The 22,218-nt window shown below is 47.4% G+C and carries 25 protein-coding genes and 1 pseudogene; 6 read left to right on the forward strand and 20 right to left on the reverse strand.

Annotated elements, in window-relative coordinates; translation table 11 throughout:
• Nucleotides 1-11 precede the first annotated feature (11 nt).
• The 3 genes from ABDK09_03365 to ABDK09_03375 form a co-directional block, all read right to left on the reverse strand.
• The gene (locus ABDK09_03365; protein ID XAW88385.1) at nt 12-1,391 is read right to left on the reverse strand and encodes an IS4 family transposase; all 1,380 of its coding nucleotides are present in this window, start codon (nt 1,389-1,391) and stop codon (nt 12-14) included.
• A gap of 244 nt (nt 1,392-1,635) precedes the next feature.
• The gene (locus tag ABDK09_03370) at nt 1,636-2,700 is read right to left on the reverse strand and encodes a methyl-accepting chemotaxis protein (protein XAW88386.1); all 1,065 of its coding nucleotides are present in this window, start codon (nt 2,698-2,700) and stop codon (nt 1,636-1,638) included.
• Between the two features lie 4 nt (nt 2,701-2,704).
• On the reverse strand, nt 2,705-3,091 hold the full coding sequence (locus ABDK09_03375) for a PAS domain-containing protein (GenBank protein ID XAW88387.1): 387 nt from the start codon (nt 3,089-3,091) through the stop codon (nt 2,705-2,707).
• Between the two features lie 431 nt (nt 3,092-3,522).
• Here ABDK09_03375 and ABDK09_03380 point away from each other — a divergent pair, with 431 nt between their 5' ends.
• On the forward strand, nt 3,523-3,861 hold the full coding sequence (locus ABDK09_03380; GenBank protein XAW88447.1) for a LysR substrate-binding domain-containing protein: 339 nt from the start codon (nt 3,523-3,525) through the stop codon (nt 3,859-3,861).
• 182 nt (nt 3,862-4,043) lie between these two features.
• Complete coding sequence (locus ABDK09_03385) at nt 4,044-4,805, forward strand: helix-turn-helix transcriptional regulator (protein ID XAW88388.1); 762 nt, start codon at nt 4,044-4,046, stop codon at nt 4,803-4,805.
• 11 nt (nt 4,806-4,816) lie between these two features.
• Here ABDK09_03385 and ABDK09_03390 read toward each other — a convergent pair whose 3' ends face one another.
• The 12 genes from ABDK09_03390 to ABDK09_03445 all read right to left on the reverse strand — a co-directional run bounded on the left by ABDK09_03390 (nt 4,817) and on the right by ABDK09_03445 (nt 12,775).
• The gene (locus ABDK09_03390) at nt 4,817-5,506 is read right to left on the reverse strand and encodes an alpha-isopropylmalate synthase regulatory domain-containing protein (GenBank protein ID XAW88389.1); all 690 of its coding nucleotides are present in this window, start codon (nt 5,504-5,506) and stop codon (nt 4,817-4,819) included.
• Nucleotides 5,430-6,479: a 2-isopropylmalate synthase gene (locus tag ABDK09_03395; protein XAW88390.1), complete on the reverse strand. Its 1,050-nt coding sequence runs from the start codon at nt 6,477-6,479 to the stop codon at nt 5,430-5,432. The genes ABDK09_03390 and ABDK09_03395 overlap by 77 nt, the downstream gene beginning before the upstream one ends.
• 228 nt (nt 6,480-6,707) lie before the next feature.
• On the reverse strand, nt 6,708-6,869 hold the full coding sequence (locus tag ABDK09_03400; GenBank protein ID XAW88391.1) for a hypothetical protein: 162 nt from the start codon (nt 6,867-6,869) through the stop codon (nt 6,708-6,710).
• Nucleotides 6,870-6,948: 79 nt separating this feature from the next.
• Nucleotides 6,949-7,659 carry an NAD(P)-dependent oxidoreductase gene (locus ABDK09_03405; GenBank protein XAW88448.1) on the reverse strand — a complete coding sequence of 237 codons (711 nt, stop codon included), beginning with the start codon at nt 7,657-7,659 and terminating at the stop codon, nt 6,949-6,951.
• Complete coding sequence (locus ABDK09_03410) at nt 7,659-8,642, reverse strand: tripartite tricarboxylate transporter permease (GenBank protein XAW88392.1); 984 nt, start codon at nt 8,640-8,642, stop codon at nt 7,659-7,661. Before ABDK09_03410 ends, ABDK09_03405 begins: the two co-directional genes overlap by 1 nt.
• Nucleotides 8,629-9,177, reverse strand: coding sequence for a tripartite tricarboxylate transporter permease (locus ABDK09_03415; protein ID XAW88393.1), 549 nt, complete (start codon nt 9,175-9,177; stop codon nt 8,629-8,631). Before ABDK09_03415 ends, ABDK09_03410 begins: the two co-directional genes overlap by 14 nt.
• Before the next feature lie 16 nt (nt 9,178-9,193).
• Entirely contained in the window at nt 9,194-9,670 is a 477-nt protein-coding gene (locus ABDK09_03420; protein ID XAW88394.1) for a tripartite tricarboxylate transporter TctB family protein, read from the reverse strand.
• Between the two features lie 57 nt (nt 9,671-9,727).
• On the reverse strand, nt 9,728-10,006 hold the full coding sequence (locus ABDK09_03425) for a tripartite tricarboxylate transporter substrate-binding protein (protein XAW88395.1): 279 nt from the start codon (nt 10,004-10,006) through the stop codon (nt 9,728-9,730).
• The gene (locus ABDK09_03430; GenBank protein ID XAW88396.1) at nt 9,999-10,688 is read right to left on the reverse strand and encodes a tripartite tricarboxylate transporter substrate binding protein; all 690 of its coding nucleotides are present in this window, start codon (nt 10,686-10,688) and stop codon (nt 9,999-10,001) included. Before ABDK09_03430 ends, ABDK09_03425 begins: the two co-directional genes overlap by 8 nt.
• 58 nt (nt 10,689-10,746) lie before the next feature.
• The gene (locus ABDK09_03435) at nt 10,747-11,037 is read right to left on the reverse strand and encodes a dihydrodipicolinate synthase family protein (protein XAW88397.1); all 291 of its coding nucleotides are present in this window, start codon (nt 11,035-11,037) and stop codon (nt 10,747-10,749) included.
• Nucleotides 10,976-11,623, reverse strand: a complete 648-nt coding sequence (locus tag ABDK09_03440; GenBank protein XAW88398.1) for a dihydrodipicolinate synthase family protein — start codon at nt 11,621-11,623, stop codon at nt 10,976-10,978. Before ABDK09_03440 ends, ABDK09_03435 begins: the two co-directional genes overlap by 62 nt.
• 9 nt (nt 11,624-11,632) lie before the next feature.
• Nucleotides 11,633-12,775 (reverse strand): iron-containing alcohol dehydrogenase, encoded by a 1,143-nt coding sequence (locus tag ABDK09_03445; protein XAW88399.1) that lies wholly within the window; start codon nt 12,773-12,775, stop codon nt 11,633-11,635.
• Nucleotides 12,776-12,971: 196 nt separating this feature from the next.
• Between ABDK09_03445 and ABDK09_03450 the strand changes: the two genes are divergently transcribed.
• From ABDK09_03450 to ABDK09_03460, 3 genes are read left to right on the forward strand one after another with little or no spacing between them, the layout of a single operon-like run.
• Nucleotides 12,972-14,276: a four-carbon acid sugar kinase family protein gene (locus ABDK09_03450; protein XAW88400.1), complete on the forward strand. Its 1,305-nt coding sequence runs from the start codon at nt 12,972-12,974 to the stop codon at nt 14,274-14,276.
• Nucleotides 14,276-15,262: a 4-hydroxythreonine-4-phosphate dehydrogenase PdxA gene (gene pdxA / locus ABDK09_03455; protein ID XAW88401.1), complete on the forward strand. Its 987-nt coding sequence runs from the start codon at nt 14,276-14,278 to the stop codon at nt 15,260-15,262. Before ABDK09_03450 ends, pdxA begins: the two co-directional genes overlap by 1 nt.
• A complete protein-coding gene (locus tag ABDK09_03460; GenBank protein XAW88402.1) occupies nt 15,259-16,017 on the forward strand; it encodes a DeoR/GlpR family DNA-binding transcription regulator in 759 nt (252 codons plus the stop codon). Before pdxA ends, ABDK09_03460 begins: the two co-directional genes overlap by 4 nt.
• A 239-nt stretch (nt 16,018-16,256) precedes the next feature.
• Here the strand turns inward: ABDK09_03460 and ABDK09_03465 are convergent, their stop codons facing one another.
• From ABDK09_03465 to dgcN, 4 genes are read right to left on the reverse strand one after another with little or no spacing between them, the layout of a single operon-like run.
• Entirely contained in the window at nt 16,257-17,114 is an 858-nt protein-coding gene (locus ABDK09_03465; protein ID XAW88403.1) for a D-amino-acid transaminase, read from the reverse strand.
• Nucleotides 17,115-17,129: 15 nt separating this feature from the next.
• Nucleotides 17,130-17,693: an enolase C-terminal domain-like protein gene (locus ABDK09_03470; GenBank protein ID XAW88404.1), complete on the reverse strand. Its 564-nt coding sequence runs from the start codon at nt 17,691-17,693 to the stop codon at nt 17,130-17,132.
• The gene (locus tag ABDK09_03475; protein ID XAW88405.1) at nt 17,665-18,105 is read right to left on the reverse strand and encodes a hypothetical protein; all 441 of its coding nucleotides are present in this window, start codon (nt 18,103-18,105) and stop codon (nt 17,665-17,667) included. Before ABDK09_03475 ends, ABDK09_03470 begins: the two co-directional genes overlap by 29 nt.
• Complete coding sequence (dgcN, locus tag ABDK09_03480) at nt 18,102-19,109, reverse strand: N-acetyltransferase DgcN (protein ID XAW88406.1); 1,008 nt, start codon at nt 19,107-19,109, stop codon at nt 18,102-18,104. Before dgcN ends, ABDK09_03475 begins: the two co-directional genes overlap by 4 nt.
• 787 nt (nt 19,110-19,896) lie before the next feature.
• On the opposite strand from dgcN, the gene alr reads away from it, so the two are divergent.
• Complete coding sequence (gene alr, locus ABDK09_03485; GenBank protein ID XAW88407.1) at nt 19,897-20,973, forward strand: alanine racemase; 1,077 nt, start codon at nt 19,897-19,899, stop codon at nt 20,971-20,973.
• A gap of 211 nt (nt 20,974-21,184) precedes the next feature.
• Here alr and ABDK09_03490 read toward each other — a convergent pair.
• A pseudogene (locus ABDK09_03490) lies at nt 21,185-22,208 on the reverse strand (two-component system response regulator).
• Nucleotides 22,209-22,218 lie beyond the last annotated feature (10 nt).

The raw sequence follows: 22,218 nt of genomic DNA on the forward strand, positions 1-22,218 counted from the left end.
TTGATCACATCTCATAGGTCAAGAGACTTGGCTAACAGATAACCTTCAAGGATGGTTTGTAATAAGAACCATCCTTCCCATAACCGCTCCCAGCCCACACGACCATTACGTTTCGAGTCATACCATCCCGCGAGCTTGCCGAGATTGATGTATGCCCAGTACACACTTGGTGCTCTTTTAGGGGGGCGCGTCTTTTCCTGTTTTGACCAAAGTAGCTTCCAAGCAACCGGACTCAAGAGCGTTTCACAACTCTGTTTTTCCGCTTCTTTTTTGTTCAGACCAAGATAACGCAGTTGATGAACACGAACGGCTATGAACGCTAGGATGACGACCATCTTTTCTAAATTCTCTTTATTTTGCATACGGAGCTCCTCAACCTGTGTTCCTCCGCTTTTCCAGGCTTTGTGGAACTCCTCAATCAACCAGCGTTTTTCATAGTAATCCAAGATACGCTTAGCATCCTCTTTACTCAACACTGGCTCTGACGTGAGAATATGCCAGCAAAGGGCCTGCTCGTGATTCGTTTCCTGACAGCCCACATAGTACAATGAGACGGGTTCACCTCGTTTGTTTGCTGGCATTTTGATGGTGATTGGGGCATATCGAACTTCGCAGATAGCCTCTCGAGCTTTACGTCCTCCTCGTTGCTTAACCTGAACTTTTCTTTCATCTGCGGGCTGTAAGGCATCACTAAATGAGTACAGCTTGTCTGTACTCTCTTCGATGCACCGGCTTTGCATCGATCGGACGACAAAGCGTTGTCGGTTGGTCATTTTATAGGTCAGGTATTCAATGATGTCGGCTTCTCTGTCACAGACGGAGATAACCTTGTCTATCACTGAGCCGAGACGTTTTTCCATGGCTCTCGACGCACGTTCCCATTTAAAGCTTTCCTTCTCTTCATAGGCTCGGTTACCTCGCTGAGCTTTCTTTCCATATAAGCTCATGTCCCTTATCCAGCGCTCCTGCTCAATCAACCCCACAACCTGCTTCTCCTCGGGAGCAAACAGCAACACGGAGTGAGCATGCATGCCTTTGGCGCTTTTCCTAGAGGTGGTATATCCCATTTCATCCCTGACGGTTCGATGGGTAAAGTCCAGTGAGGTTGTATCTTCCAAAGCCAGTAGACAGTCATAAGATTGAGCCAGTTCGGCCGTTGCGGCAAAGCCTGCTTCTGCAATCGATTGAGAGTCAATAGCGTGATTGCGGGTAAAACGGTAAGCGGCTTCAATGTCAGAAGGAGATTTTAAAGATTGCACAATAGACTGCCCTACGTGATTAGCAAGAGATGCGGTGAGTTTAACTAAACGTTTGGTTCGTCTAAGATCTCCGAGATTAGCTTGTGAAAAAGTCTCAGTCGCCCATTGCTCTGCATCTGTTAAAAACACCATACTTTACCTCAACACTTTGTTTTTTGTTGAGATCATAAAAATCGACAAAAATTCAAAAAAAAATCCCTCAACTTTCATCGAGGGATTTGTGTAGGAAAGACAGGCCACAATTGCCGGGTTTCTTATTTGTTGAATCACAAATCAGATGAATCAAGCTCAAATGCGAAAACTTAACGGCATCGACGCCAGCACCGAGGCGCGTTTATGAATATTTTCGGATTCAGTATTCACAGTATCAACCATCTTAACGTTTCTCTTGCGAAACCTGATTGATCGCTTCAACATTGCGGCTCATATCGCCGGACACCACACTTTGCTGCTCGGCCGCAGTTGAGATCTGAATCGCCAGATCAGAAATTTCCGCTACTGCGCTGTATACCTGCTGAATACGATCCACCGATGACTGGGTTTCATCCAGACACTCTTCCGCCGATGAGCGGCCTTCCATCATGGTTTTCGACAAGGTCATCAGCGACGACTGTATTTCACCCATTGAATTGTGGATTTGTTCAGTAGCCTTATGAGTCCGGGTCGAGAGCGCTCGCACCTCTTCGGCAACCACAGCAAAACCTCGTCCGTGTTCACCGGCGCGGGCAGCTTCAATAGCCGCATTCAACGCCAGCAGGTTGGTTTGATCCGCAATCCCCTGGATTTCCTGGGTCACCTGACCAATCTGCTCGGCTTCTTTCGCCAGAGCCTCCGCCGCCAGAGACGATTTGCTCACCTCTTCAGCCAGATGGGAAACCGACTTCATGGTATTGGAAATCGCTTTCGTTGCCCCCTCACAATCGCTGTGGACCAAGCTGACTTTAGAGGAGGTTTGCGCGGTATTGTCAGCCACATTCTGGATGGTCATCGTCATTTCTTCCATCGCAGTTGCAAGCTGTTGCAACTCATAAGACTGACGCTCTACGCCATCATGAGCTTTTTTCGATGCCCCTTCCAGTAAAGTTACGCTGTCCATCAATACCTTAGCGCCATCACCCACTCGACCAAGAATAGTACGAGCACGACCACGGTGCAGAGCATCATTAAACTGAATCACACTGCAGGGAGATGTTCCGAAGAAAACGTAACGTGACACACTGTCATAGTGTGCTTTCATATCGGCAATGGAGCGACTGGCCGCAAAAATCTCAGGATAGAAACACGCCAGCGCCACAAAAGGTACAATAAAACTTAACCACGGCAAAGCAAGAGCGCCAACACACAACCCCAGCGAAATCGCCGCAAGCAGCGCCAGTCTGAACGTATGGCTGAACCACCACTTTTCTCCCACGTTCACACCGCGATTAATCTGAGCGTACATCTTTTCAGCACGCTGACGAACCCTGGGTTTCCAGAACGGTCCGGACCGACTGGTAACCGGTAAGTTCGCCGTTTTCAAACACCGGAGTGACAAACGCATCAACCCAGTAATAACGACCATCCTTACACCGATTTTTTACCGCGCCTCGCCACTCAAGGCCGGCCTGAAGTTTGGCCCACATATCCGAAAAAGCCGCTTTGGGCATATCCGGATGTCGCACGATGTTGTGGTTTTTGCCTACCAACTCGGATTCTTCAAACCCAGCGACACGGCAAAATTCTTTATTCGCGTAACGAATAACTCCTCGTTTGTCAGTCACTGAGACTAACTGCTCGTCTTTTGAAAAGGTAACTTCACTATCAACAACATGCACATTGCGTTTATTGCTCATGCTTTTTCTCCATGCCACGGCGTTGTTTTTATTTTTATTTTGAATAGACCATCAACAGCTATAACCACTCACTATCCTACTCAACTCGATGCGTAAGACACTTTGCTAAATTAGTATAGTCAGATGTTTTGATAGCATTTTAATTATGGATTAGCTATTGATAAATTTTTCATTAAGGAATGGTATACGGTCTGAATTTGTCGGGTTGAGCGTACTTTTTCGCCATTAAATTTGGTTTTACTAATATTCAAGACGACTATCTGACACTAAAGAATAAATAACCCGCAAAATAACTAGGCATACTTTGATCTATCTTACATAAAAATGTAACAATATGTAGATTTTACTAACACTTATGCCGAATTAAACAAAACGTGATTCTGGTTCTAAATTATGAAATTCGTCAGAATGTGATACAGAAGATCCGAGAGATGGATGTGATTCAAAAGCAAGGACAGAGCGAGGAAACCCTAGTGACACTATCCGCTCCCGAAGCTGTGGTGCAGGCAGCCGTGGACGGACTGGGCATAGGCCAGGTGGGCGTACATGATGCCCTGCCCTTTTTACAACAAGGTCTGTTGCACGTAGTGCTGCTCGACCAGCATGACCAGGGCAACTACGAGATGGTGATTCAGTACCCGCACCGCTCGCTGATCGCACCACGCGTCAAAGCAACGGTAGAGTATCTGCTTGAGACATTCGCTCAGGATCCGACACTGCATACACCGATCGATGAGTTGGTACAGTACAAGTTTCATTCTATAAAATAGGAAGCATACTTCGCATTTAAGGCAACAGAAAACCTAAACGCATAATTCGGTTTCCTTTTCACTGTATACCCGCTAAGTTAGCGAGTACCGCCATTTAAGCGATACCAGCCCCATTACTTCAAGCGTATTGGTCAGGAAACAATGAGTCTCGTTGTGCGACTCACTCAATTCAGGATAACAGCTTGCATTTTCAGGACCAAACATTAGATCACTCTATCGTCGCCCTGAGCCATCACTACCAACACGGTATTGAAGAGCCTCTGCATCAGCACAACGTCACCCAGCTTCTGCATATCACCAGCGGTGTATTACGGGTTTATATCGAACAGCAATGTTGGGTTATCCCTCCCCATCGCGGCTTGTGGATCCCGGCCGGTATACCTCATCGCCTGATGGCGGTCGGATCGGTGGAGGTCAAAACCTTGTTCTTTGACCCATTAGCCCGTGCGGATTTGCCGGGTATATGTGGTATTTTTCAGGTTTCATCGCTGCTGCGGGAATTAATTGTCAGCGCAACCGAAATTGAAGGTCCCATAGTGCCAGGGACCAGGGATGAAAGATTGTTAGAGCTGTTGCTTGATGAACTTCGTACCATCCATCTGGTCGATTTCAATGTGCCTTGCCCTTGTTCAAATGATTTAATCCAGTTCTGTCAGCGGGTACAAAGCCGCATCGACCATCCTTGGTCGGTATCTGACGCGGCCTCTTTACTGCAGGTTTCTGAACGCACCGTATCACGCAGATTTCATCACGAAACTGGCCTCAGTTTTGGCGAGTGGTTACGACGCAGCCGGCTGTCAACCAGCATGGAATTACTGGCGCAGGGCCACAGTGTCATCCAGGCGGCATTAGCGGTCGGCTACGACAGTCCAGCAGCGTTTACTGCCATGTTCAAACGCCGAATCGGCCTTGCCCCTACTGAATACATTCCGCCCTCGAACTGATGCGGCTTTGATTATAATTCAAGAGCATTGGCAACAGCGTTTAACGTTGCTTGCAACGAAGCGCGGCTGGTATCGGCATCCACCGCTACACCAAAGAAACGCTGCCCGCGGGCACTCTCAATTTCAACATACGCGACCGCTTTGCTGTCTGACGCCTGCCCCAGTGTATGCTCAGAGTAATCCCTGATATTCATACGCAGTGCAAGTGTTGATTTTAAAGCATCCATTAACGCACTCAATAAACCGCTGCTTTGCCCGCGGGCGCTATACTCTTCCGTGCCAATATTAAAACAGACATTCAGTTGCTGACCTTTTTCGTAAGCTGAACTTCCATACCTAAGTAAAGCTATTTTAGGCTGTTCGATCACACCATATTCACGGCGAAACAGGGTCCATAATTCAGCCAGAGCAACTTCCTGTCCCGAGCGATCAGTATGGGTTTTAACTTTCTGACTAAAATCCACCTGCAATGCACGTGGTAAACTAAGGCCGTGGTTTTGCTCCAGTAACCATGCTGCTCCGCTTTTGCCTGACTGATTATTGACCCGTATCACTTCCTCGTAACTGCAGCCGACATCTTTCGGGTCAAGCGGCAAATAAGGGATATTCCACAACCCTTGCGGATTATGCTGAGCAAAGCCTTTCTTTATCGCGTCTTGGTGTGAACCAGAGAAACGCCGTGAAAACCAGTTCACCCGCATAAGGATGGCGTGCGTGGACTGGTAGCTGATTGCAGTATTCTGCGACTTTGACTGTCTGACGGATATCGGAGAAATCCAGGTTAGGCGTTACCCCCTGGGTATACAGATTGAGTGCCAGTGTCACCAGATCTACGTTACCGGTGCGTTCACCATTACCAAACAAGCAGCCTTCTACTCGCTCTGCACCAGCAAGTAAAGCCATTTCCGCGGTGGCAACACCGGTCCCACGGTCATTATGAGGATGAACGCTAATGGTCGTGTAGGATAAATCATCCATCTGGCGACGAAATTGCTCTATCTGGTCAGCAAACACATTCGGCGTATTCACCTCAACCGTGGTCGGCAAGTTCAAGATCAAAGGGCGCAGCTCACTGGGTTGCCAAGCCGACTTGACTTCACGACACAGCTCCAGCGCGAAATCGATCTCGGTAAAACAGAAGGTTTCCGGTGAATATTGCAGACACCATTGAGTGGCACTCTGCTGTTCGGTCAATTGTTTTACCTGACGCACAGCCGCCACCGCCAGGTCAATAATTTCCTGTTTCGACTTGTTAAATACCACCTCACGAAACAAAGGCGCTGTCGCATTATAAATATGCACAATGGCTTTGTTGGCGCCTTGCAACGCAGCCACTGTCTTATCAATAAGATCAGACCGGGACTGGGTAATCACTTGCAGCCAGACATCATCAGGTACGCGCTGCTCTTCAATTAACTTACGAACAAACTGATATTCTGTCTCCGATGCGGACGGAAAGGCGACTTCGATCTCTTTAAAGCCGCAGTGCACCAAATGTTGAAAATAGGCCAGCTTACGTGCGTGATCCATAGGCGTGGCTAACGCCTGGTTTCCATCACGCAGATCAGTGGAACACCAGCGCGGCGCCTGAGTTAAGCGGTTATCAGGCCAGTTACGTTGTGGGTTGGCAATAATATAAGCCGGTTGATATTTGCTTTCGGGATTAGAAATCATGTTACACCTTGGTTGTTTGAGTTTGATTCAGTGTAACCAGCAGAGGAAACGGGTCTTATTCGTTCCGGTCAGCGACTGTCGCGTGACGGACACCGCCGTAGCTCAATTCAGATATTGGCAGGTTTAAACATAAAAAACCGCTGAGAATTTCAGCGGTTAAAACTCAAGCTTTACCAGACAGACAAATGAACAACACTGTATTCGCCTGTTCTGTCACTAAACAATGAGTTACATCTTATTAACAACATTTTTTGGTGTTTTACCATGCACGATAAAATCGACGATGTTATTAACAGCCTGAATGCCTAATTCATTAATTGCACCATCGGTATAACCTGCCACGTGTGAAGTGGCGACAAAGTTATCTAGTCCAAATAGTTTGCTGTCCACACTTGGCTCCTGCTCAAACACATCAAACGCGGCGCCAGCCAGTTTATTGTTAACTAGGGCGTTATACAGTGCTTCCTCATCAACTAACCCACCACGTGAGCAGTTTATAATGAACGCTGAAGATTTCATCGAAACTGAGGTTTTCTTTATTAAGAATATGTTTGGTTGACTCAAGTAATGGCAAATGTAGAGAGATAAAATCAGCATCTGCAATAACCTCCTCCAAGCTGCAAAGCTGAATATTATTCGCTTTCGCAAACTCTTCATTCGGAAACGGGTCATACGCTTTCACGGTCATGTTAAAGCCGGAAGCTCTTAGTGCCACTTGCTGACCAATACTACCTAATCCCAAAATGCCTAGTGTCTTACCGTACACATCAGTCGAGAATACTTTTGGCCACTGACCTTGCTTGGTTTTTTCGCTGCAGTAAGAAATCTGACGAGCAGCATCAATCAACATACCGAAAGTATGATCGGCAACAGCATGTTTATTCGCATTCGGTACGTTAGTAATATAAACATGATTCAGCGATGCCTGATTAAGGTCGATATTATCGACCCCAACTCCGTGTTTACAGATGATCTTCATATCCGGAGCATGTTGAAAAAATTCAGCATCTGTCGGCGTAAACGCGGTAATCATCGCCACTGCACCTTTTAACTCTGCAAACAGTGCTTCACCAGTCAATTTAGAGTCAATTCTGACTAACTCAAAACCATGTTGCTGTAATTTCTCTACCGGTGCATTAGAATATTTAGCAAAAGAATCTGAACTACATAATACTTTCATCACTGATTTTCCTTTAATGTTCCGTTAACAGTCATATCTTTATTTTTTTTTGCATATCGTTTATACACGGGCAGAGCGATCGAAATCACAGACAGCAGAATAAAGACTAAGCTAATAGGGCGAGTGAAGAAAATTGACCAATCACCTTCAAACATAGTCATGCCACGACGGAAGTTAGATTCCACCATATAACCAAGGATCATACCCAATACAATTGGTGCACTGCTAAATCCGTAACGATTTAAGAAGAAACCCAAAACACCGAATATCAACAGAATCCATGCTGACATTAGAGTACCACTGATACCGTATGAGCCCAGAATACACATCACCAAAATAAATGAGAGCAAGTAAGGACGCGGGATTTGTAGTACTTTCACGAAAAGTTTAATACCGATCGACTGGAAAACAAACATCAGTATATTCGCGACAAGAAACGCAATTATAATTCCATAAGCGATATCAGGTGTATCTGTGAACAATGTCGGTCCTGGTTGCAAACCGTGAATCAACAGGCCACCCATCAGAATCGCGGCAGACGCATCACCAGGAATGCCAAGAGTCATCATCGGAATCAGAGCGCCTCCGGTCATACCGTTATTCGCTGATTCACAGGACACCACGCCTTCGTTGTGACCGGTTCCAAATTTTTCCGGCGTTTTCGACATGTTCTTTGCCTGATCATAAGCCAAGAAAGAAGCAATGCTGCCACCCGCACCAGGAATAGCGCCCACAATAGAACCGATGAGAGAGCTCAAGCCCCATACTTTCCAAAGTGAAAAAGTCTCTTTAACGCGAGGATAAGCGTTGTTCACTTTGACATTTGTATTGCCTCTCGCAGTAATACGGGTGATGGCATCACTCAGAATTTGTGACAATGCAAACAATCCGATCAAGGCTGGCATAAACTCAATACCACCAATTAAATCTGGCACACCGCCCGTTAACCGTGTTACCCCTGTTAAGGAATCAATCCCTACCAATGAGAATAGAAACGCCGAGCAAGCCAGCCACCAATCCCTTCACGATTGATTTACCGGAGACAGACGCGATGATCGTCAGTCCAAACAGGCCTAATGAGAAATATTCAATAGCACTGAATTTTAACGCCACATTCGCGATAACCGGTGAAAGAAAAGCAAAAATAACCACACTTACCAAACCACCGATAAGTGAAGCCACAATAGCCAACCCCAACGCCCTGCCCGGTTCGCCATTTTTGGCCATAGGATATGCATCGAGTGTCGTTGCTACCGAAGATGGTGTGCCCGGAATGTTAAGCAGAGCCGCAGGTATACTGCCTCCGGAAATTGCACCACAATACACACCGAGTAGCATCCCCATGCCAGTCACCGCTTCCATACTGAAAGTAAGTGGCAACAACAATGCAATACCCATAGTCGCGGTCAGACCAGGCAGAGAGCCAAAAATCAGTCCTAAAATAACACCGCTAGAAATTGCGACAAAAATAATTGGATCCAGAAATAAATCTGCTGCTGATATAAAATTGGACAACATGATTTAACACCTTACGTTAGGGTAATGACAACTTAAATACAACGCCAAAGATAAAATAAATTGCCGCTGTCGATATCAAAGAAAATACAAGTGATTTCAAAGCACTCGATTTAGTTGGTTTAATACCGGAAATTAAGAAATCCGCTAACATTTTATAAACGAATAAAAACACACATGTACTTACTAAAAAGCCTACATTGGAAAGTGCTAAAAGATATGACACAACCAATGCAATTGTTAGGATTAAAGCAAAAACTTCGTGTTTTGTCAGCTTAGCGATTTTGTCTTCGGTTTTATTCAAAAACACTTCAGTCACAATCAGATAGACAAGTAATAACTCAGCTATAATACTGAACCAAAGAGGAATAAATCCTGGCCCTGGGTCACCGACCACTCCATACATTTTAGGAACGTCGAGCGCCATAGATGTAAAGCAACCAAAAACGATCAATAAGAAAACATAAAATACGTGCTTCTCTTGTATTTTATTCATACATCTCTCCTTGCAATTTATATAAGTACCCGTAGGTACTTATATAATAGACTTTCATTAGTTTTTTAGCTTTTGTGCTGTTTCAATAAAGGAAAGAGCCGTAGTTTTCATACGTTCGTCAAGTTCTTTACCACTCGCCTGATAATCAACCACACTGCCTTGGTTTTTCATCATTGCGATGAACTTCTTATCAGATGTAGCCTCTTTGATGGCTTTATTCCATGCTGCTTTTACTTCATCTGAAACACCCGCTGGAGCGACGATACCACGCCAGTTTGACAGAGAAATATCGTAGCCAAGTTCTTTTAGTGTCGGGACATTCGGATATTCAGGCAAGCGTTTCGTTACCCATTGTCGCCAGTAGACGGAGTTTGCCTGATTGAAGACCTGAAGCAAGGTCGCCCATATTCAACGTTAACGCATCAACGTGACCACCCATCGCCGCAAGCACCGCTTTTGACGAACCGTCATAAGGGATTTGCTTAGCTTTGTAATCAACTTTATCAGCGAGGATCTTACTAACTACGTGAGTCGAACCACCATATCCGGAGAAACCAAACTTAATGGTATTCGGATGCGCTTTTAGATCCGTTTCAAACTCTTGCCAAGTTTTCCAAGGACCATCGGCACGAACCGCCACCAAATAGTCTTCACTCAGTATATTGCCCAAATAATCAAAATCATTGTACTTGTAAGTCGCATTACCCATCCCTTGGTTTGCGAAAATAACGTTATTTGGTACAGTAACAGTATAACCATCCGCTTTGGCATTCGCAGCTTTAGTAAAGCCCAAAATTCCGCCACCTCCAGGGATATTAGAGACAACGATAGTCTGACCAAGAGATTTTTCTAAAGCTGGCTGCAACGCACGTGCCAGTACATCAGTACCACCACCTGCGTTATAAGGAATAACCATCGTAATTGGCTTACTTGGATATTGTTCAGCGTAGACAGCACAGCTAGCTGAAATAGCTATGGTTGTCACAATTGTTTTGCAGAGTAATGTCTTCACGTTCATATGAGCGTCCTTATTATTATGTATATTTATAAATCCGTAATATATTCAGGCTGAATGACTATGCATTGTAGATTTGCAGCAGTTTCTCTTCCTCTTCTTTAGAAAAACTGACTGGGTAACGGCTATCGCCTACATTATCGCCAAGCAGGTTTACCATCTTCTTCACGACCGCCGGAGCAAATGCGACTGGGTACAGATTGGCACGTAAATAGTTAATTCGCTCTTGTGCAGCTTCCGCTTTAGCAACTTCATCAGACTTGAAGCCTTGATAAACGTGGTTCACTAAATCAGGAACGATGTTCGCAATGCCTGAAACACAGCCAACGGCTCCTAGCTGGTAACCAGTCAAGATTAGTGAATCCGGACCAGTTAATACGTCGAAACCTTCGACTTGCTTGCTGACATCCAAGAAACCCCTTCAGGCTTTCCAATGAACCAGCGCTGTCTTTAATACCGCAAATGTTTGGGTGTTTAGCCAACTCCAGCGCCACCTCTGGAGAAATCGTATTACCTGTTCGGGCCGGAATATTGTACAAATAGACTGGAACTGGCAGGCGGTCAGCGACATCGCGGTAGTATTGAATCAATTCCTGTGGGCGAAGTGCTGAAAACCAAGGTGTAATGACTGATACAGCCTTTACACCCATATTGACCACATCCAGACCATGCTTGATTGTATGATGCAGTGACGCTTCACCTACGTGCGGAACCACCAGATCAGCATCGCCAGCTTGATCGAGGCAGATTTCGGTGACTTTACGTTTTTCGCTATCGCTCAGAACAAAAAATTCGCCGTTGGTTCCGTTACAAAAGATTTTATTTCCGTGGCTACGTTGGCGAGTTACCTGATCTCTCAAAGCGACTTGATCGAGTTCACCCTCTTTATCAAATGGAGTTACGATAGCTACATATGGGCCGTTAATTGGATTTGTCATGATATTCCCTTAGTCAGTGATGCTTTTGTAAATAGCCAAAACAGTTTGTTCGTCTACTGCAACCGGAGAATGGTTGATAAGACGTTTCACTTCCATTGCGTTAGCTGCAAGCTCTGGTAACTGAGACTCATCGATACCGATAGCATTCAGTTTGGTAGGCAGCCCAAGTTCCACTACCAGACTTTCAAGGTAGTCGACTAATGCATGAGCTTTATTAAGAGACGGAAGAGATTTATCGGATTCAGGCAGCAGATCATAGACTTGCGCCAGTTTCTCTTGACATGGCTCACAGATAAATTTCATCACTGGTACTAAAAGCAGCGAATTAGCAAGCCCATGCGGAATGCGGTACTTACCACCCAGAGGGTAAGACAGGGCATGCACCAGGTGCGTACCTGAGTGAGAAATCGATGCACCGCCATAATAAGAAGCCCACAGCAGATTCAGACGTACCTGCATATCCTCAGGCGCCGTCATCACTTTATCGATGTTGGCGAAGAACTTTTGCATACCGATCATGGCGTAGTTATCACCAACCGGATTAGAAATGCAGGCAGTGAAACACTCGATCAAGTGACACAGAGCATCAATAGAAGTAGAAGCAGTAATATGGGCAGGCATTGACGTAGTCAGTTGCGGAGCCAGCAACACGTAATCCGGCAGCATAACCGGAGAAATAATACCCACTTTGGTCGCGCGGCTCGGAATAGCGACAATCGCGTTAGGCGTCGCTTCAGCGCCGGTACCAGCTGTGGTCGGGATCAAAAGCAATTCAGTACGCTGCGCCGGCGTTTCACCACCCAGCAGTTGCTGGAACTTCTCAGCACGCTGCACGTTGTCCGCTTCCACACCCAACACGGCAATCAGTTTGCTCACATCCAGTACGCTACCACCACCAACACCCACGACCAGACTGATTGTCTGTGGCAACTGAGCAATCAGTTGTTGTACGTCTTCATCACGCGGCTCCGCAGGCAGGTTGTCAATAACGGTCAACTGAGTGCAATCCTGTTGCAACTGGTTGGTCAGCGCCTGAACCTGAGGCAGTGAGCTGACGTTTTGATCCGTGGCCAGCAAGATATGCTCGTGTTTGGCAGTAATGGCAGCGAGTTGATCTATGTTTCCGCTCAACACTGTGGTGAAAATGTTCATTTGCTGTCTTCCTTTAAATAATGATTCTTTTTAATCACTTGCTTAATTTCGCTCAATATAATAACGACAAATAAATCAAAATTGCTTGATCTCGCTCTCAAATAATCAAAATGAATAAATTTAATCAAAAATGACTTTGTAGTTGCGCACTTTTTGATTAATATGATTTCAAACGAGTTACAGGATTAACACAACAATGCTCAGACAGGGTCAACTACCATTACCAAAGTTCATCGTCGCGGATGATTTCACCGGCGCGAATGATGTCGGTGTCGGTTTAGCCGCACACGGTATCGATGTATCGGTGCTATTAAATAGTGCATACAGCAGTGATGTTGCTGCAAACCAGGCAACCATCATTTGTACTGACAGCCGTGATGACAGTGCCGCTCACGCCGATGATAAAATGCGTCAGCTGATGCAGCGCTACCCTGAACTGACCCAGCAAAAAATCCTGCTAAAGAAAATAGATTCCACTCTGCGCGGTAATGTCGGGGCTGAAATCGCACCTTGGGTCGAGTCCTGCTATTCCGTTGCCATCATGGTGATGTGCGCACCGAATGCCGGGCGTAAAACCATAGGTGGCGAGTGCTTCGTTCATGACCAGCTGTTGACCGAGACTGAATTCGCTTCGGATCCCAAGTCACCAGTGACCTCTGCGCGTATCAAAACTCTGATCGAAAGCCAGAGTCATCTCGCGGTCAGTGAGCTTTTTCTCGACCAAGTACGTGCACCTGCTCTGACGGATACCTTGCAGGCACGTGTCAATCTCGGCACGAAAGTCATCGTGTGTGATGCTCAAACCGCGCAAGATATGATTGAAATTTATCAGGCGGCCAATCAATTGAGCACTTCATGCGTGATTGTAACCACCGGTGAGATGACCCAGGCGTTACTGCCAAGCTCTGCGCAGCATCAACCAGTGCAACCCAAGCTGTATAACCAGCAACCTTTATTGGGTGTGGTCGGCTCCATGAGCCGCATTACCTTGTCACAGGTGCAATACCTGCAGACACATCACAGAGCGGAAGTGATTGACGTGGATGTCAAAACCGCACTGTTCGCTGAAAATCAGGATTATCTGCACAGCCTGGTTGCGGCCATAGCACAAGCTCATCAGGCCGGACGCCACTGTTTTATCCGTACCTGCCAGAGCAATGACCAACGCCACGACATCGAGACGATTTGCGCGCAGCTAACGATATCCCGACCTGAATTAGGTAACCGGGTTAAGCAGTTTCTTGCTCAAACCACTCAGGAAGTGCTCAGGCAATGCACTCCCGGCGCTCTATTACTGTGCGGTGGCGATATCGCACTGGCGGTGTGCCACCAACTCAAAATCGGCCAATTCAACCTGAAAGGGTTGAGTGCGCAATGTATCCCGTGGGGAATACTGCCTTACAAGCATGCCAGTATTCCCCTATTTACCAAAGCTGGGGGCTTTGGTGTGGACAGCAGCTTTGATCAAATCATAACCATTTTGGAACAAGAGGAAGCATAATGAACGGTATCATTGGTATTACTATGGGTGATCCGGCAGGGATCGGCCCGGAAATCATTCTAAAATCACTGGCTGAGCCGTCACTGAGCGGCCGCAATTGCGTCGTGATTGGCAGCGCGGAAATCCTGCGTATGGTGCAGGAAAAAGGTCTGGCACCTTCGGCAGATATTCACGTTATCGAACGTATCGAAGACGCTGTTTTCAACCCGGATATTGTGAACGTGATTGATATTCCGCTTGAAGATCTGTCCAGCTTTGAATTTGGTAAAGTTCAGGCACAAGCCGGTGATTTGGCGTACCGTTGTATCAAGAAGGCGACTGAGCTGGCGATGAACGAAGAGATCGCCGCCATTGCAACCGCGCCGCTGAATAAAGAAGCGCTGCACTTAGCCGGTCACCACTATCCGGGACACACTGAGCTGCTGGCCCATCTGACAGACACTAAAGACTACGCCATGGTGCTGTACACGGATACGCTGAAAGTTATCCACGTTACCACGCACATCGCGCTGCTCGACTTCCTGCAAAAGCTGGGGCAAGAGCGCGTTGCCACCGTCATCGACATCGCCGATTCATTCATGAAGAAAGCCGGTTTCGACAATCCGCGTATCGCCGTAGCCGGGGTTAACCCGCACGCGGGTGAGAATGGTTTGTTCGGTAAAGAAGAGATCAATATCCTCAATCCGGTTATCGCGCAGATGAAAGAAAAAGGTGTCGATGTTTACGGCCCTTGCCCGCCGGATACCGTTTTCCTGCAGGCAAAACAGGGTCAGTATGATATCGTGGTTGCCATGTATCATGACCAGGGACACATTCCATTGAAACTAATGGGATTTTATGATGGCGTTAATATTACGGCTGGATTACCATTCTTCAGAACATCTGCCGACCACGGAACTGCATTTGATATTGCATGGACTGGCAAAGCGAATCCAGAAAGTATGATTACGTCAGTTGAACTGGCCGTTAAACTAAGCAATATATGAAAAATCAGCATCGAGTAGAAAAAATTGTCGAATACTTAACCGCGCATAATCTGGCGACGGTTGAGGATCTGGTCAAGGTTGTCAATGTATCACCGGCAACCATCCGCCGGGATTTGATTAAGTTGGACGATCAGGGCGTCATCACCCGAACTCATGGTGGTGTCTCCCTCAACCGCTTTATCGCCGCTCAGCCAACCACCAATGAAAAGATGGTGCAGCATACGCGTGAGAAAAATCTTATCGCAGAAGCCGCCGCTTCGCTGGTGAAACCGGGTGATTCAGTGGTACTCGATGCCGGAACGACATCGATGGCACTGGCACGCCACTTTATTGATATGCCACTGCGAGTGATCACGGTCGATCTGCATATTGCGCTGTTTTTGTCGCAGTATACCCAGATAGAAGTGATCGTCGCCGGTGGTAAAGTGGACAACAGCAGCCAATCGACCGTTGGTGAGCATTGCCGCTCGTTATTACGCTCCATTAACCCGGATATTGCGTTTGTGACCTGCAACTCCTGGAGCCTTGAGCGCGGCATTACCACACCGACAGAAGAAAAAACCATTCTCAAGCATGACCTGATGGCCAATGCAGATAAGAAAGTCATGATTGCCGACAGCAGTAAGTACGGCAAGTACTCACTGTTTAAAGTGTGTGAGCTCAATGAGCTGGATATGCTGGTTTCAGATCAGCAGTTGGACGCCAAAGTGCAGTCTGAGCTGTCGATGAACGGCATCCACCATCTGCTGGTCTGACAGCGTCTGCCTGATTCAATGACGTTTAAAGCCTTAAGTTGGCTGATTGGCCCCGCTATTTGGCTAATCGTAACCGGCTATAGAGCAAGTGCAGAGAAGACAAAAAACCGCTCAGTTGAGCGGTTTTTTACATTTACTTGATTCCACAAATTCGCATCGTTGCCACAAATTCGCATCGTCGCCACGAATCCGCATCATCGCGACAAATCCCCAGTTCAGATGGCGTTATGTCATCACTTCTAACTGGCTCGCGAACGTGCAATTTCGATATAGATTTCACGTAACTTACGCGCAACCGGTCCTGGCTTGCCATCACCAATTCTGTGTTCGTCAATGGCGATCACCGGCCAGACAAACGCGGTGGCCGAACTGATAAAGGCTTCTTGTGCCTCATAGGCTTCTTGCAAGGTAAACGGCCGCTCGATAATCGTAATATCCAGATCCTGCGCCATTTTCAGCAATGATGCACGGGTAATACCATGCAAAATATCCTGACTGAGTGGCCGGGTAATGACTCGTCCCTGCTGGTCAACAATATAGGCATTACTTGATCCACCTTCGGTCACAACACCATTTTCAAGCATCCAGACATCATCGGCGCCCGCCTGATGGGCAATATGTTTTGCCAGGCAAGCGGGCAGCAAGCAGGTGGTTTTAATATCGCGCCGTCGCCAGCGGATATCCTCCACCGAAATCACTTTAATGCCTTGTTTCGCCGTGTCACTCTCAATCAAAGTGCGCGCCTGGGTAAACAAGACCAAGGTCGGCTTAATGCCGTCACTGAAGCTGAAATCACGGTCACCCTCATTGCCCCGGGTCAGTTGCAGATAAATGCCGCCTTCCAGCAGCTGATTTTTTTCAATCAACTGATGATGAATCTGAATCAATTCCTGTTCAGAGCACGGTAACACCATGCCCAGCTCAGCAGCGGAGCGTTTAAGGCGCGCCAGGTGCCCTGCCTGGTCAATTAACTTACCATCGAGCACGGCGGTCACTTCATACACTGCGTCTGCAAACAAAAAGCCACGATCGAAAACTGAGACACTCGCCTGAGATTCCGGCAGATAGTCACCATTCACATAAACTGTTCGTTCCATCTTTATTCCTCCCTGTTATCCCCACAGCCGCGGTGAAAACGGCAACATCTGTTGCTGACTGAATTCAAATCCGTGCTCAATATCCTCACTGAGTAACAGTGGGCCATCCAAGTCGACAACCTGAGCGCCTTGCGCGACGACAAAGGCAGGTGCCATACTGAGCGAAGATGACAACATGCAACCAACCATTACGGCCAAACCTGCCTGTTCAGCCTGCTGTTTAAGCTGCAGCGCCTCTGTCAGACCACCGGTTTTATCGGTCTTTATATTGATCATGTCATACAAGCCGACTAAGCGTTCCAGACTGTGCCGGTCATGACAGGATTCATCAGCGCAAATCGGGATCGGCCGCTCTAGTTTTGCCAGCACATCATCCTCACCGGCAGCAAACGGCTGCTCTATCATCGCGACATCCAGGCTCACCAGTTCAGGGATCAGTCGCTGATAATCACTCACACTCCAGGCTTCGTTGGCGTCGAGTATGATTTGGGCTGCCGGTGCGCCGCGTCTTACCGCCTGTACCCGGGCCAAATCTTCTGCGCCGCCCAGTTTAAGCTTCAGCAGCGGCCGTTTCGGCATTGCTGAACGCCGCTTGCTGCATATTTTCCGGCGTATCAAGTGACAAGGTGAACGCCGTCAGCAGCGGATGCGGGACAATGCCGGTCTGCGTCCATATCGACGCTTGGTTTCGTTTGCAGTTAAAATCCCACAAGGCACAGTCCAGGGCGTTGCGGGCGGCGCCAGCCGGTAATAATGTCTGCAATTCTTCTCGGCTTAGTCCTGCATTAAAGGCAGGGACCAGCGTTTCAATCTGCGCCTCAACACTGTGCAATGACTCGCCATAACGGGCGTAAGGGACACATTCACCACGCCCAGTCGCGCCTTCATGCTCAAGGCTGACTAATACCGTATCGGCTTGCGTTTTACTGCCACGTGAAATGGTAAAGTGACCACGAATCGGCCAGCTTTTGCGTTCTATCGTGACCTTCATACACACTCCAGCAGGCGATCAACCAGACGAGCCACACCCTGACGAAACGGATCCACCACCGGCAGCCCTAAATCGCTTTCCACCTTATCCATGTAAGCCATCGCATCCGCTTCACTCAGTGCCGATGTATTCACCGACACGCCGATCATCTGCACGGCCGGATTGGTGAGACGCGCCGTGTTCAGATTAGCCTCGATACAGGTCGCTAAGTCCGGCAAGGCGTAATCCGGTAATCCACGCATGTACTTACGGGTAGGTTCATGACACAGGACTAAAGCGTCAGGTTGCGCACCGTGGATCAATCCCGTCGTCACACCGGCAAATGAGGCGTGAAACAGCGAGCCCTGCCCTTCAACAATGTCCCAGTGCTCCGCACTGTTATCCGGGCAAATCGTTTCTATTGCGCCGGCAATAAAATCAGACACCACACAGTCCGCACTGACCCCGGATCCGGTAATCAAAATACCGGTTTGACCGGTGGCACGAAAATCAACATTCATTGCACGTTGCGCCATCTCTTTCTCGATGGCTAACGAGGTATACATTTTCCCGACCGAACAATCTGTACCGACCGTCAGCAGGCGTTTACCGCTGCGTTTTTTACCATTGGCCACCGGGTAACTTTGGGTCGGATAACGGACATCAAACAGATTTCGCCCGTGCTTTTGTGCCATCGCAACCAATTCAGGGATATCAGTCAGTTTATTGTGCAGGCCCGCCGCGATGTCCATGCCCTGCTCAAGCGCTTCAAGCAATACTTCAATCCAGGCCGGAGAAATCACCCCACCCCGGTTGGCGACACCAATCACCAGCGTTTTCGCTCCGGCACGGGCGGCTTCCGGTACGCTCAATTCTTGCAAACCGACGTCGGCCTGACACTCAGGCAGACTCAGTTGCCCGATACAGTGCTCCGGACGCCAGGTTTTAATTCCCTGAGCCACTTTTGCGGCCAGCGCATCAGCTGCATCACCTAAAAACAGCAAGTAAGGTTGTTTTAATTCCATTTAAAATGCTCCATTTCAACATAATTATTAGCATTACAATTCACACGTCATAGAAATAACAGTGCAAAATTCGTGACCAATAAATCAAACCAGTGATTTATTAGTTTAGCCTGTTGATTTTGATCAATTTAATTATGCCGGTGGAAGCAATCTCCAAAAACCGGGCTGAATTGAGAAAACTCTGCCAAACTGTACTCAGATAGTATTTATGTTTGTTGCAGAACACTTTTCAGAATAACCGGCAACTAAACCAACCTTTAACGGCGTTATATAAATTCACAAATAGAATAAAAACCAGTTGTTTATCCTGAACAATAAATAAGCAAAATTTTAAATGGTCAGCTGTTAGACAAGCACATATATCATTAGACCCCGATTTAAAATCGAGTTTTGACTACATTTAGTGTTGATAGTGGTGCATGAGCACCAAGATGGTGAAGCATAAGCGAAAGAGTTCCATCACGTTAGCCGGACGCTTCCAGTCACCAGCCAAATTCTCTGTTTTACAAATCACTTTTTTAAACACCATAACTAGTTTTTTATATAAAACAACACTAAACAAACAAATCTATACTCTAATATAATTAATATTTTCAGTTATTATCATTACATATTGACCATTATCACAGTGTGTTTCACTACAAAAGACTAACAACGGCAATATTTTTGCTACATAATAGCGACCACCTGGGAGCATCTCTCACTTAAGTTCGTCAGTTGTTAAGTGAGTCAGTTTCCTAAGTCAGTCAGCTCCACGTTGTATGGTTTTATCAAAGCAGGAAGCAAAATGATTACCGCCCAAGCTAAAATAGATTTGAACGCTCTTCAGCATAACTACCGCCACCTCAAAGCCCTGAGCGGGGATCAGAAAGTGATCGCTGTGATTAAAGGTGACGCATACGGACATGGCGCCCTGAAGTTGGCACAAGCACTGCCCTTTGCTGACCTGTTTGCCGTCTCTCGCCTGGAAGAGGCAGAAGAGTTACGTAATGGCGGGATTGAACAGCCTATTTTACTGTTAGAAGGTTGCTTTTGCGCCGAGGATTTACAACGTGCTGCGCAAATGCAGCTCGACACCACCATCCATTGTGCAGAACAAGTGCATGACCTGGAAAGCAGTGAACTGGCTAATCCGGTTAATGTATGGCTCAAAGTAGACAGTGGCATGCACCGCCTTGGCGTGCAGCCTTATGAAGTCTCTGATTTTGTAAAGCGTATTGAACGTACTGGTAAGCTGAAATCACAACTGGGATTCATCAGCCACTTCTGCCGCGCCGATGAAGTTGAGCAACCGACAACATCACGTCAGCTACAATGCTTTATTGACGCAACCAAAAATTATCCGGGTCCAAAAACGATTGCCAACTCAGCAGGGATCCTGTTCTGGCCACAGTCACAATTTGATGTCGCTCGTGCAGGTATCGCCCTGTATGGCATTTCTCCGAGCGCTGACCATACCGGCGCTGACCACAACCTGAAACCGGTGATGACACTCAATACCCGTATCATCGCGGTACGTGATCACAAAGCGCAGCAGCCGGTTGGTTACGGCGAAACCTGGCAGTCAGAGCGTGATACTAAAATCGCCGTGATCGCCATGGGCTATGGTGACGGCTATCCGCGCAGCGCACCAAACGGCACGCCGGTGTTCATTAACGGCCGCCAGGTGCCTATCGCCGGCAGAGTATCGATGGATATGATTACCGTTGATCTCGGACCGGATGCTCAGGATAAAGTGGGCGATGTGGTCGAGATGTGGGGCGCTAACCTGCCGATCGAAACCGTCGCACGTCATGTCGGCACGATTCCTTATGAGCTGACGATTAAACTGACGCCTCGTGTTAACAGGCACTATGCAGAGTAAGCGCTGTATCGGTCTTGTCAGCCTGTAAAGCAGGCAGCATTAAAAAATAAAGCGGTTGAATGAGAATCAACCGCTTTATTTTTATAACCTATCTTTTAAAACCGATCTTAGGACGTGAACCCCGAACAACCTGGCGTTGCAGCCAACATCACTGCAGCTTGAAGTTGTTTGGAGATATCTGAATTACATCATGTTAGCAACGAGTAAAAGGTTACATCGTCTGGTAATATGCCTGCGCGTCGCCCTCTTTGAAACGCTCTTTAATGGTCAGCACCTGGGGCAGTAAGTCGACAAACATCGGCACCAGAAGCGGGTCGAAGTGCTTACCCGCCTGTGACTGTAAAAAGTCGACCGCTTCTTCAACACTCCAGGCCTTTTTGTATGGCCGCTCACTGGTCAAGGCGTCAAACACATCAGCGACAGCCGCCAGACGCCCTTCAATCGGAATCTCTTCTCCGGCTAAACCGTTCGGGTAACCGCTGCCATCCCACTTTTCATGATGGGTAATCGCAATAGTACGCGCCAGTGCCACCAGCGAAGAAACGCGGCTGCTCCAGAATACTGGCCCCGATTTCGGCGTGCCGCTTCATATGGGTAAATTCTTCCGGATCCAGCTTGCCCGGCTTAAGCAGGATATTATCCGGGATGGCAATTTTGCCGATGTCATGCATGGTCGCCGCCATTCTCAGCTCATCCGCCTGCTCTTCATCCATCCCCGCAGCCATCGCCAGCAACTTGGTGTAATGACTCATGCGCTGCACATGCATACCGGTTTCATTGTCTTTGTATTCAGCGGCCCGGCCGAGACGCTGAATCAAATCAATCTGCGTCTCACGCAACCGATCTATTTTCACCAACGACAGATGTGTTTTGACCCTGGCACGCACAATCGCTGGTACGACAGGTTTGACAATGTAATCCACCCCACCCAGTGCAAAACCATTTTCTTCATCAATGCTGTCACGCAGCGCAGTAACGAAGATCACCGGTATATGCGCAGTTTCCGCTTGTGATTTTAACCGTTCACACACCTCAAACCCGGTCATTTCCGGCATCATAATGTCGAGCAGAATTAAGTCTGCCGGCTCCTGCTCTAACAGTGCCAGAGCATCTTGACCACTACGGGCAAAGGAGAGGCGATATTCTTCATGCAGAATCTGACGCATCACTTTCAGGTTGGCGGGTTCATCATCGACAATCAGAATTCTCGGCTGCTGTTTAGCAAGCAAAGACATAATATTTCCT

It is taken from the genome of Vibrio sp. CDRSL-10 TSBA (assembly GCA_039696685.1).
GTDB lineage: Bacteria > Pseudomonadota > Gammaproteobacteria > Enterobacterales > Vibrionaceae > Vibrio.

Excerpts from the sequence above, each read along its gene's own strand:
- ABDK09_03365 (XAW88385.1), bottom strand. The coding sequence starts at position 1,391 with ATGGTGTTTTTAACAGATGCAGAGCAATGGGCGACTGAGACTTTTTCA.
- ABDK09_03370 (XAW88386.1), bottom strand. The coding sequence starts at position 2,700 with ATGTACGCTCAGATTAATCGCGGTGTGAACGTGGGAGAAAAGTGGTGG.
- ABDK09_03375 (XAW88387.1), bottom strand. The coding sequence starts at position 3,091 with ATGAGCAATAAACGCAATGTGCATGTTGTTGATAGTGAAGTTACCTTT.
- ABDK09_03380 (XAW88447.1), top strand. The coding sequence starts at position 3,523 with ATGGATGTGATTCAAAAGCAAGGACAGAGCGAGGAAACCCTAGTGACA.
- ABDK09_03390 (XAW88389.1), bottom strand. The coding sequence starts at position 5,506 with ATGCGGGTGAACTGGTTTTCACGGCGTTTCTCTGGTTCACACCAAGAC.
- ABDK09_03395 (XAW88390.1), bottom strand. The coding sequence starts at position 6,479 with ATGATTTCTAATCCCGAAAGCAAATATCAACCGGCTTATATTATTGCC.
- ABDK09_03405 (XAW88448.1), bottom strand. The coding sequence starts at position 7,659 with ATGAAAGTATTATGTAGTTCAGATTCTTTTGCTAAATATTCTAATGCA.
- ABDK09_03415 (XAW88393.1), bottom strand. The coding sequence starts at position 9,177 with ATGTTGTCCAATTTTATATCAGCAGCAGATTTATTTCTGGATCCAATT.
- ABDK09_03420 (XAW88394.1), bottom strand. The coding sequence starts at position 9,670 with ATGAATAAAATACAAGAGAAGCACGTATTTTATGTTTTCTTATTGATC.
- ABDK09_03430 (XAW88396.1), bottom strand. The coding sequence starts at position 10,688 with ATGAACGTGAAGACATTACTCTGCAAAACAATTGTGACAACCATAGCT.
- ABDK09_03440 (XAW88398.1), bottom strand. The coding sequence starts at position 11,623 with ATGACAAATCCAATTAACGGCCCATATGTAGCTATCGTAACTCCATTT.
- ABDK09_03445 (XAW88399.1), bottom strand. The coding sequence starts at position 12,775 with ATGAACATTTTCACCACAGTGTTGAGCGGAAACATAGATCAACTCGCT.
- ABDK09_03450 (XAW88400.1), top strand. The coding sequence starts at position 12,972 with ATGCTCAGACAGGGTCAACTACCATTACCAAAGTTCATCGTCGCGGAT.
- pdxA (XAW88401.1), top strand. The coding sequence starts at position 14,276 with ATGAACGGTATCATTGGTATTACTATGGGTGATCCGGCAGGGATCGGC.
- ABDK09_03460 (XAW88402.1), top strand. The coding sequence starts at position 15,259 with ATGAAAAATCAGCATCGAGTAGAAAAAATTGTCGAATACTTAACCGCG.
- ABDK09_03465 (XAW88403.1), bottom strand. The coding sequence starts at position 17,114 with ATGGAACGAACAGTTTATGTGAATGGTGACTATCTGCCGGAATCTCAG.
- ABDK09_03470 (XAW88404.1), bottom strand. The coding sequence starts at position 17,693 with ATGCCGAAACGGCCGCTGCTGAAGCTTAAACTGGGCGGCGCAGAAGAT.
- ABDK09_03475 (XAW88405.1), bottom strand. The coding sequence starts at position 18,105 with ATGAAGGTCACGATAGAACGCAAAAGCTGGCCGATTCGTGGTCACTTT.
- dgcN (XAW88406.1), bottom strand. The coding sequence starts at position 19,109 with ATGGAATTAAAACAACCTTACTTGCTGTTTTTAGGTGATGCAGCTGAT.
- alr (XAW88407.1), top strand. The coding sequence starts at position 19,897 with ATGATTACCGCCCAAGCTAAAATAGATTTGAACGCTCTTCAGCATAAC.